This is a genomic window from Magnetospirillum moscoviense, from assembly GCF_001650635.1.
GTDB classification, from domain to species: domain Bacteria; phylum Pseudomonadota; class Alphaproteobacteria; order Rhodospirillales; family Magnetospirillaceae; genus Magnetospirillum; species Magnetospirillum moscoviense.
In genome coordinates, this window is the sequence record NZ_LWQU01000013.1 from 1 (window position 1) to 7,405 (window position 7,405).

8 protein-coding genes are annotated in these 7,405 nt (G+C 67.1%); 3 read left to right on the forward strand and 5 right to left on the reverse strand.

Annotated features, from left to right (window positions below):
• The first annotated feature begins 355 nt into the window (after positions 1–355).
• Complete coding sequence (locus tag A6A05_RS00840) at positions 356–832, forward strand: hypothetical protein (protein ID WP_068496540.1); 477 nt, start codon at positions 356–358, stop codon at positions 830–832.
• Positions 829–1,092, forward strand: coding sequence for a hypothetical protein (locus A6A05_RS00845; protein WP_156520833.1), 264 nt, complete (start codon positions 829–831; stop codon positions 1,090–1,092). Before A6A05_RS00840 ends, A6A05_RS00845 begins: the two co-directional genes overlap by 4 nt.
• Before the next feature lie 102 nt (positions 1,093–1,194).
• Here A6A05_RS00845 and A6A05_RS00850 read toward each other — a convergent pair whose 3' ends face one another.
• The 5 genes from A6A05_RS00850 to A6A05_RS00870 are packed head-to-tail and all read right to left on the reverse strand — an operon-like array spanning position 1,195 to position 5,723.
• Positions 1,195–1,980: a phosphatase PAP2 family protein gene (locus tag A6A05_RS00850; protein WP_082910590.1), complete on the reverse strand. Its 786-nt coding sequence runs from the start codon at positions 1,978–1,980 to the stop codon at positions 1,195–1,197.
• On the reverse strand, positions 1,977–3,686 hold the full coding sequence (locus tag A6A05_RS00855; RefSeq protein WP_245644111.1) for an ArnT family glycosyltransferase: 1,710 nt from the start codon (positions 3,684–3,686) through the stop codon (positions 1,977–1,979). The genes A6A05_RS00850 and A6A05_RS00855 overlap by 4 nt, the downstream gene beginning before the upstream one ends.
• On the reverse strand, positions 3,683–4,957 hold the full coding sequence (gene purD, locus A6A05_RS00860) for a phosphoribosylamine--glycine ligase (protein ID WP_068496554.1): 1,275 nt from the start codon (positions 4,955–4,957) through the stop codon (positions 3,683–3,685). The genes A6A05_RS00855 and purD overlap by 4 nt, the downstream gene beginning before the upstream one ends.
• Before the next feature lie 57 nt (positions 4,958–5,014).
• A complete protein-coding gene (locus A6A05_RS00865) occupies positions 5,015–5,413 on the reverse strand; it encodes a HEPN domain-containing protein (RefSeq protein ID WP_068496543.1) in 399 nt (132 codons plus the stop codon).
• Positions 5,400–5,723, reverse strand: a complete 324-nt coding sequence (locus A6A05_RS00870; protein WP_068496546.1) for a nucleotidyltransferase family protein — start codon at positions 5,721–5,723, stop codon at positions 5,400–5,402. Before A6A05_RS00870 ends, A6A05_RS00865 begins: the two co-directional genes overlap by 14 nt.
• 53 nt (positions 5,724–5,776) lie before the next feature.
• Here A6A05_RS00870 and xseA point away from each other — a divergent pair, with 53 nt between their 5' ends.
• Complete coding sequence (gene xseA / locus A6A05_RS00875; protein ID WP_068496548.1) at positions 5,777–7,222, forward strand: exodeoxyribonuclease VII large subunit; 1,446 nt, start codon at positions 5,777–5,779, stop codon at positions 7,220–7,222.
• Positions 7,223–7,405: the final 183 nt, after the last annotated feature.

Sequence of the window (7,405 nt, forward strand, 5' to 3'; positions counted from 1 at the left end):
CCTTCCGATCCATCGCGCAAAACCTCCCGCGTTTCCGCCATTCTACACGATATCAATACGAATTGCGAATAGAGCCTTTTGTAATTCGCATGGCGCTGCGAATTACAAAATCACCACACAATTCAACAAATGAGTGGCCTGCTTATCCCCGGAATTCGCCATGTGAATTTCGGGGGCAGGACACGAGCGATGACCTGTGTCTAACTTTAGGGGCAGATTGCGCGGAAGTCACCCCCCAGCAGGCATTTTTTACACCGCTGGCGAGAGAACGATGGCTGGCGTACAGTGATTCCATTCTCTGGCCCAGGATTTGGTGCGCTTTGGCATGAATGCTCCGTCCAGTCGCGATGTTGGGATGCGGGATCGGTTGCTGCACCGGCTGCGTTCGCTGATGGCGCGCTCGGTCGCCAACGGCGCAACGCCGGAAGAGGAACTGGTGGCGGCGCGCATGACGGCCAAGGTGATGGCGCAACTGGACGCCATGGCCGGCATCGCACCCTTGCCCGAAGCCAAGGCCGAACATATCCGCGCCGAGCGCGATTCCCGCGAATACCAGCAGCTTCTCGAGAAGAACACCACCGAAAGCCTGTTCAAGGCGGCGGTTCAGGAATTGGCGCTGGAACATGTCAACCGGGTCGCCCCACCCCGGAAGCGCCTGCCCGGCGAGCAGATGGAACGGGTCGGCATCGTGCCCTTGCTGGAGCCCTATCTGGCGATGGTGCTGGCGGCCGGAAACAACCGGCTCAGCCTCGACATCTTGCGCCGGACCATCGAGGAACTGGTCTATGACGGCCAGTTGCCACCCTATCTCGACATCCCGGCCAGCCGATGACCAGACTACGCGCCCTGATCCTTATTATGCCGCTGGCCGCCTGCGTCGGTTCCGCCCCGCCGGTCGCCAGCCCCGACAAGGCCATCAACCACGATGGCAGCGTCAAGGTTCGCTGTGTCGAGAATTCTCCGCCGCCCGGCTATCAGGGGCCGGTCTCGCCCTATCCGGGATCGTGCGTGCGGGAATCGGCGGTGCCTGCGGTGCCACCTGGCGGCAGCCACGATTACAGCCAGGGCATGCCGCTGCGTCCGGTGCGCTAGATATTGCCCCTCTGCCTTAGCGCAAACCTCCGGTTTGCTTGGCCGCGGCCGCAATGGCCGCTGAACGGGGCGCAATTAACCCTAATCACGCCCCGCTAGGCCTTATCGCCAATCCCTGGGCAGCCGCCATTGCGGGTCCAGGCCGCGCGCCTTGAACAGGCGGGCCAGCAAGACGGTGACCATGATGGCCAGGAAGCTGCCGGCGACCGCGTCGGACAGGTAATGGACGGTGGTCACCACCCGGCTTAAGGCGACCAGGGTGGCGATCAGCAGCCACAACAGGTCGTAACGCGGAAAGATCACCATCAACGCGGTCATGGCGGCAAAGCCGGCCTGACTGTGGCCCGACGGGAACGAGTTCATGCCCCAGGCGGTGTTGAACGGCTCGAAGCCGTAAAGGCCCTGCTCGAACAGATAGCGCGGCCGCAGGCGCCCGACGCTGAATTTGATGGCGTTGCTGATCAGGCCGGACACCGCCACGGTCAGGAACATGAAGCCCGGCGCCACCGACAGCCGGCGCCAGAGATCGGCGGCTTCGGGGGTGACGGCGCGCAGCGACGCCGCCAGCATGCCGACAAAGGCGATGCCCGACGGGATCAGATACAACTGGGCTTCGCCCAGATGGGTGACGACCTTGAAGAAGCCTTCGATATCGCCGCCGACATGGGCCTTCAGCAGGCGGGCCAGCGGCCGGTCGATGATCAGCATCGCCAGGCCGCAAAACAGCACGACATAGACCAGCGACCAGGCCAGGGGAAAGCGCTTGGTCCGGGCGGCCTGGGCGATCAGGTGCGGCTTGGCGAAACGGCGGACATCAGACGCTGCCAGGCGCAGCCCTTCCCAGGCGACGGCCAGGCGTTCCATCAGGCTGATGTCCGGCTTGATCATGGCGACTTCACCCCATAGACCGTCAAGGCGGCGCGCTTGCCGCGCGAATAGTTGAACCCGTCGATCCGGCCGAATTCCTCGAGAACCAGCCCAAGCTCGGCGGCACGGCCAAGGAAGCCAGCTTGCTGCTTGTCCTCGACCACCGCCAGGGCGCGGCGGTTGGCGGCCAGATGGGCGGCGGCCGCCGAGCCGTCGGCCAGCTTGGTCTCGGTGCCCAGCCAGAACACCAGGCTGGGTTCCGAGAAGCCGGCGCTGACCACCGGGCCGTCCGATCCCACCAGTTTGACCATTTGCGCCGCGCCGCGCGACAGGAACATGCGGTCCAGCGACGGCAGCACCCCTTGGAACAGCACCGGATAGGTCGCCAGCGCGGTCAGGCCCAGGGCCAGGGCGGCCTCGGGCAGGCGGCCCCGCCAGGCCAGGGTGGCCGGTAGAAGCGTGGCCAGTACGATGCCCAACGCCGCCGGCACCGACAGCCAGACGAAGCCCCCGCCCAGGACGATGGGCAAAGCCACCACCAGCCCAGCCAGGGTCAGGCCGACCAGGCACCACAAGCCGTACCACGCCCGCGCCCATTTGGTATGAAAGGCTTCCAGCCCCTCGATCACCAGGGCGGCGCCCATCAGCGCCAGGGCCGGGAAGGCCGGCAGCACGTAATGGGGCAGCTTGGTCGGGATCAGCTCGAACATGATCCAAGTCGGCACCGCCCAGGCCAGCAGCACGCGGAAGGCCAGGCGGTGTCGCTGCCCCCACATCTTGGTCGCGGCCGGCAACAGCAGCAGCGAGCCCGGCCACAGCAGCACCACCGACAAGGCCAGATACTGGCCGGGATAACCGCCATGGCTTTCATGGGCGCCCAACAGCTTGGGCAGCAGGTCGCCCTTGACCGCCTCGCCGACGAAGGCGCCGCCGGTGGCTTGCGACACGGCGGCGAACCACGGCGCGGCGATGGCGGCGGCGACGATGGTGCCCAACACGGGGCGCATCGGCACCAGCCAGCGCACCTGACGGTCGGCGATGCCCAGGGCGGCGATGGTCAACAGGCTGATCACCGGCACCACCGGCCCCTTGACCAGGATGGCCGCGCCCTGGACCAGCCAGAAGGCCAAGGCTTCCCAGGTGCCGGGCATCTTGATGGGGCTGGCGGACGAGGTGCCGCAGCCGCCACCCGACGGCGCGGCGGCATCCTTGGCCCGGGCGGCGACGTAGAAGCGGGCCAGCAGCCCCTGGGCGGCGACCACCAGGGCCAGCAGGATGGCGTCGGTCTTGGCTAGATGGGCTTCGGATACCAGCATGGTGCAGGCGGCCAGCAGCATGGCCCCGATCAGGGCCGGGCGTTCGCCGATCAGGGCGCGGCCGAAGGCGAAGGTCATCAAAACGGCGGCCCAGGCGGCCAGCGCCGAGGGCAGCCGGTAGGGCCAGGTCTGGGTCGAGGCCGGGTGCGACAGCAAGCCAACGCTTCCCGCCTGCAGCCAATAGGCCCCGGCCGGCTTCTTGGCCCGCATCTCGCCCTGGAACTGGATGCGGATATAGTCGCCGGTTTCCAGCATTTGCCGGGTCGCCTGCATGAAGCGCGATTCGTCGCGGTCCATCGGCGGCAGCTCGGCCAAGCCGGGGGCGAACAGCATCAGGCAGAACAGGCTGAGCAGCGCATAGGGCTTGAAGCCGCCGGTCAGCCGGTCGAGCGAGGGGATGGCCAGGCTCACCGCGCCAGCGCCCGCCAGGCGATGTCGCGGCGGCAGAAGCCTTGCGGCCAGTCCAGCGCATCGACGGCCAGATAGGCGCGTTCGCGCGCGGTGGCGACATCGGTGCCGATGGCGGTGACACCCAGCACGCGCCCGCCGGTGGCGACCACCTGGCCCGACCCGTCGCGGGCGGTGCCGGCATGAAAGATTGTCACGCCCTCGACCTGGCCTGCCGCGTCCAGCCCGCCGATCACGGTATTCTTCTGGTAGGACCCCGGATAGCCCTGGGCGGCCATCACCACCACCAGGGCGCACTCGTCCGACCATTCCAGGCGGATGCCGTCCAGTTTGCCATCGGCGGCGGCGGCCAGCACCGGCAGCAGGTCGGATTTCAGCCGGGCCATCAGCACCTGGCATTCCGGGTCGCCGAAGCGGACGTTGAATTCCAGCAACTTGGCCTGGCCGTCCTTGATCATCAGGCCGGCGAACAGCACGCCGGTATAGGGCTTGCCCATCTGGGCCATCTGGCGGACCGCCGGCAGGATGCAGGTTTCCATCACCTGATCGCAGAGCGCATCGGTGAAGACCGGGGCGGGGGAATAGGCCCCCATGCCGCCGGTATTGGGGCCGGTATCGCCGTCGCCGACCCTTTTATGGTCCTGGGCGGCGATCAGGGGGATGGCGGTGGCGCCGTCACACAGGGCGAAGAAGCTGGCTTCCTCGCCGTCCAGGAATTCCTCGATCACCAGTTCGTCGCCGGCGGCGCCGAACACCTTGTCGCCCATCATGTCGTCGACGGCCTTCAAGGCCTCGTCCAGGCTCATGGCCACCACCACGCCCTTGCCGGCGGCCAGCCCGTCGGTCTTGACGACGATGGGGGCACCCTTCTCGCGGACGAAGGCCTTGGCCGCCTCGATGTCGGTGAAGCGGCCGTACCAGGCGGTGGGGATCTTGGCCTGCCACACCACGTCCTTCATGAAGCCCTTCGAGCCTTCCAACAGGGCGGCGGCTTGGGTCGGGCCGAACACCCGGATGCCTTCTTCCTTCAGGCGGTCGGCCAGGCCCAGCACCAGCGGCGCCTCGGGGCCGGCGATCACCAGATCGACCGCGTTGGTCTTGGCGAAGGCCACCAGACCAGCGACATCCTCGGCCCCGATGGCGACGCATTCGGCGACGCTTTCGATGCCGGCATTGCCGGGCGCGCACCACAGGCGGGAAAGCAGGGGCGATTGCTTGATCTTCCAGCACAGCGCATGTTCGCGGCCGCCGCCGCCCACCACCAGAACCTTCATGACCGTCTCCAGGCGTCGATCCATTCCGACCGGGTTGTAGCACGGTCGGCGGGGTTTTCAATCTTCCCCAGGGGAGCCCCGAGACAGAAGCTGGTCGATATCGACCAGGACCGCCCGAATTTCGCCGTCCTCGGGTGTGGGGATGTCATCGGCCCCGGGGTAACGGTAATCGACCCCCCACGAGGTCAAAGGCCGCAGGCGATCAAGACAATCGCTCAGGTCCGGATAGGCCGGAACGGCGGTTTCCGCCAGTTCATCCAGGTCGTGAATCCGGCGGAAGGCGGCGCCGGCCAAGACCAGCAATCCCTTGATGGCTTTCTCGGCTGATTGCTGGGCGTGGTAGGCGGCGATTCCTGGAAGTCGCGCGGCCAGGCAGGCGATCGACGCGGCCTGATCGTCACGGGCCAAGGCGAACCACCGCGCAGCCTCTTCGGCACGGGGGTCATTCCCGCTCATAAACGACGATTCCCTCGCTGTCGGCGGCGAACGGCAAGGTGCCGGCAATGTCGCGCCTGGCGCGAAAGGCCGATTCCCGGCAGGCAACGATGTCCACGGCGCGATGGAACCCCTTGCGCGCCTCGTGCCGGGCGCGCCAACCCAGTCGTTCCGGCGGGGCGTCGTCGTCCAGGATCACCAGTAAATCCCAGTCGCTGTCGGGATGGGCGTCGCCGCGTGCCCGCGATCCGAACAGGATCACCCGCTTGGGAGCCAAAGCGGATACCAGCGGCTTCAACAATTCGTCAGGCAGGACCTTATCGACGTGCATGGCGACACAATAGCAGACTTGGCAGAGCGCCTGCCAGACGCCATCATCCGGCCATGACCGACACCGACGCCCGCCCGCCTTCCAACGTCCCCGAATTCACCGTCTCCGAGATTTCCGGAGCCCTGAAACGCACCGTCGAGGAGACCTTCTCGCTGGTCCGCGTCCGGGGCGAGATCTCGGGCTTCAAGCGCCATTCCTCGGGCCATCTGTACTTCGCGCTGAAGGATGCCGACGCGGTGATGGACGCGGTGTGCTGGCGGGGCCAGGCGGCAAGGCTGGGCATGGCCCCGGAAGACGGCATGGAGGTGATCGCCACCGGCCGCCTGACCACCTATCCCGGTCGGTCCAAATACCAAATGGTGGTCGAGCGGATGGAGCTGGCCGGCCAGGGCGCCCTGCTGAAGCTGCTGGAAGACCGTCGCCGCAAGCTGGCCGCCGAAGGCCTGTTCGATCAGGGCCGCAAGCGGCCCATCCCGTTCCTGCCCCGGGTCATCGGCGTGGTGACCTCGCCGACCGGGGCGGTGATCCGCGATATCTTGCACCGCCTGGCCGACCGCTTCCCGTCGCATGTGTTGCTGTGGCCGGTGGCGGTGCAAGGCGACGGCGCCGCTGGTCAGGTCGCTGCCGCCATCGAAGGCTTCAACGCGCTGCCCGAAGGCGGGCAGGTCGCCCGTCCCGACCTGCTGATCGTGGCGCGCGGCGGCGGCTCGGTCGAGGATCTGTGGGCCTTCAATGAAGAGGTGGTGGTGCGTGCGGCGGCAGCGTCGGCCATTCCGTTGATCAGCGCCGTCGGCCACGAGACCGACACCACCTTGATCGATTTCGCCTCGGACCTGCGGGCCCCCACGCCGACCGCCGCCGCCGAGATGGCGGTGCCGGTTCGGGCCGAGCTGATCAATCAGGTCACCGATTGCGGATCGCGCCTGCTGAACGCCCTGACAAGGGGGATCGAGGAGCGCCGCCTGCGGGTCGAGGCCATCGCCCGCGCACTGCCCCATCCGCGCCGGGTGATCGAAGAGGCCTGGCTGAAGCTGGACGACCGCGCCGAGCGGCTGCGGCTGGCGCTGCCCAACCTGATGATGCGGCACCAGGGCGAGTTGGATAAGGTGTCGGCCCGGCTGACCCACGCGCTGGACAAGGCCAAGGCGGGCGAGGCAGCGCGCCTTGAACGCGATGGCCTGCGCCTGACGCAAGCGGCGATGCGATTGCCCGAGGCGCTTTCCCGCGCCATCGAGCGCCAGGGCCAGCGCCTGGAAAGCCAGGGCAAGCTCTTGGAAAGCTATTCCTATCGCAAGGTGCTGGAACGCGGCTATGCGGTGGTGCGCGACGTGGACGGCCATGTGGTGGCGGCGGCCGATGCCGCCCCCGGCGCCCACTGGCGGGTCGAGTTCAAGGATGGCGACACGTCCGTCACCGTGGGCGAGGGCGCCGCCCCGCCGCCGGCCGCCAAGCCCAAACCCAAGGGGCGCGAGGACGGACGGCAGGGCAGCCTGCTTTAGCCGGCTGGAAATCCGTCCCGCCCGATAACCGTCATGCCCGGACTTGATCCACTGCTGTCCGGTTTAATTTAGTGGACTGAGTGCACGGCGTTGATTCTACTCGTGTTCAGACGTTTGGCGCGTCTCCTGGACACGAATTGGAGCAACACCGTGCGGCATCAGAATAGCGTTTTTCATGACTTG